The sequence below is a fragment of the Acinetobacter sp. YH12254 genome, from assembly GCF_013417415.1.
Taxonomy (GTDB): Bacteria; Pseudomonadota; Gammaproteobacteria; order Pseudomonadales; family Moraxellaceae; genus Acinetobacter; species Acinetobacter pseudolwoffii.
This window is the reverse complement of sequence record NZ_VPEB01000045.1, coordinates 1-1,971: the sequence shown is the minus strand read 5'-3', so window position 1 is coordinate 1,971 and position 1,971 is coordinate 1. Positions and strand designations below refer to the sequence as shown.

General features: G+C 40.0%; 2 protein-coding genes and 2 pseudogenes. 1 reads left to right on the top strand and 3 read right to left on the bottom strand.

Annotated elements, in window-relative coordinates:
* Positions 1–109, bottom strand: a pseudogene (locus FTV29_RS14915) (IS6 family transposase); the annotation flags it as partial.
* A 62-nt stretch (positions 110–171) separates the two neighbouring features.
* Positions 172–670: pseudogene (locus tag FTV29_RS15215) on the bottom strand (transposase); the annotation flags it as partial.
* 364 nt (positions 671–1,034) lie between these two features.
* On the opposite strand from FTV29_RS15215, the gene FTV29_RS14905 reads away from it, so the two are divergent.
* Positions 1,035–1,364, top strand: a complete 330-nt coding sequence (locus tag FTV29_RS14905) for a four-helix bundle copper-binding protein (RefSeq protein WP_025466485.1) — start codon at positions 1,035–1,037, stop codon at positions 1,362–1,364.
* Between the two features lie 134 nt (positions 1,365–1,498).
* Here the strand turns inward: FTV29_RS14905 and FTV29_RS14900 are convergent.
* Positions 1,499–1,971: IS6-like element IS1007 family transposase (locus FTV29_RS14900; RefSeq protein WP_151421633.1), on the bottom strand; the 473-nt coding region annotated here is incomplete at its 5' end.

The following is a 1,971-nucleotide window of genomic DNA, read 5'->3' as shown; positions in this document are numbered from 1 at the left end:
CGGCCAGCATTTCCTGCAGTTCACGATAGCTAATGCCATATTTACAATACCAGCGCACAGCCCAAAGAATGATTTCGCCCTGAAAATGCCGACCATGGAAAGGATTCATATACTGCACCTTTAGCTAAAACAGTCTTCAGCTTACCATTCGTGGTTATTTGCAACAGTGCCTTTCAAATCACAATGAATCTTGCGATAACCGTAGACTCCGCCAGATTCCAACCAGAACTGTTTAATTAATCCTGAAAGCTGTTGCCGCTTCCTCGCAGTTATACTGGTAGGTTTCTTTAACCAGGCGTAATAACCACTGTGATGAACATCTAACGTTGAACATAAACGACGAACAGACCATATATGTTGGTTGTCCCGAATAAAGGCGTACCTCATTTGGACTGGCTTGCGAAGCGGCGTGAAAGCAGTGCTTTCACTTTAATATGTCCCTTTCTTCAGTGACCCTTTGCAGCTCTTTTTTTAATTTCGCTAATTCTGTAGTTGGATCACTAGATTCTGTTGTCTTGGGCTGCTGTGGATCATAACGTTTGATCCAAGCATACAGACTATGTGTAGTGGTTCCTAAATGTGTAGCAACTTCAGCCACACTATGACCTTTCTCAGTGACTTGTTTTACTGCTTCAATTTTGAATTCTTCAGGGTATCGTTTACTGCTCATAAGCACCTCGTTAATTAGCCATTTTATCTAACTAAAAGGTGTCTACAAAATCGGTGGCTATTCAGTTTCAACGGTGAGTTTCTTTAAAGCTTTACTGAAATTATTCAGGTCAGCTTCTGTTTTTAAGTTCTTAGCAAATTCTTTTGCCAATGCCAGCATTGCTTCATCTTTCATGGTAAACACCTGTGTTGCCCCCCAACAGCGTTGAGGGATAGTTTAAGCGTTTACACAGTTTTATTTACACTCTCCTAAAACCATTTAACAAAATCTATGACTATTTTACTTTCCCTTACCTAATCGTCCTAGTGTATATCTTTTTTTTTGATTAGCTTATTCCTAAATCAAGTGACTTTAGGTAAGTATGATGAACGATATCCAATTTTCAGATTGCGCAAAGGCATGTATGAGCTGTTCCCTTACCTGTGCCAGTTGTGCAAATGCCTGTCTAAAAGAAGAAAATCTGGAGATGATGCGAGAATGTATTCAGCGTTGTCTAGATTGTGCAGATATTTGTCAGCTCTGTGCTCGTATGCAGCAAAATGAATCTCCTTTTATGAAAGAAATTTGTGAGCTTTGTGCCAAGGCTTGTGAATACTGTGCAGATGAATGTAGCCAACATGAGCATCAACACTGCCAGCAATGTGCTGATGCTTGCCGTGAATGTGCCGTCGAATGTCGAAAAATGGTTGTCTGATAAATAAAAGAATTAGTTGAGTTTAGGATTTACTCAATGAATAGCCAACGTGTTAGTTGTTAGTGGGTCAAACCACTAACAACGGCACTGTTGCAAATAGGGATCTGAGTCGATGATTTTCCCTTCAAAAAAGCTTAGAGACCGAAAACTCTATTTACTAGCCAAACTTCTCCTAGAATATTACCGTTATAAAATAATGAAGCTTGTCCTTTGCGTAGAGCACGCATAACCTCAATTCCTTTAATTGTGGCATAAGCCGTTTTCATAGACTTGAATCCCAACGTAGCCTTGATGATCCGTTTGAGCTTGCCATGATCACATTCAATCACGTTATTCTTGTATTTAATCTGTCGATGGTCCAGGTCTTCAGGACACTTTCCTTCCTGTTTTAGTCGCGACAAAGCACGGCCATAGGTATGAGCCTTATCAGTGTTTATGACTCGTGGAATCTGCCATTTTTTGACATGATTCAAAATCTTACCAAGAAAACAATAAGCTGAATGGGTATTTCGTCTAGCAGAAAGATAGAAATCAAGAGTATGGCCACGTTGGTCAACTGCACGGTATAGATATGCCCATTTGCCATTCACTTTTACGTAAGTTTCAT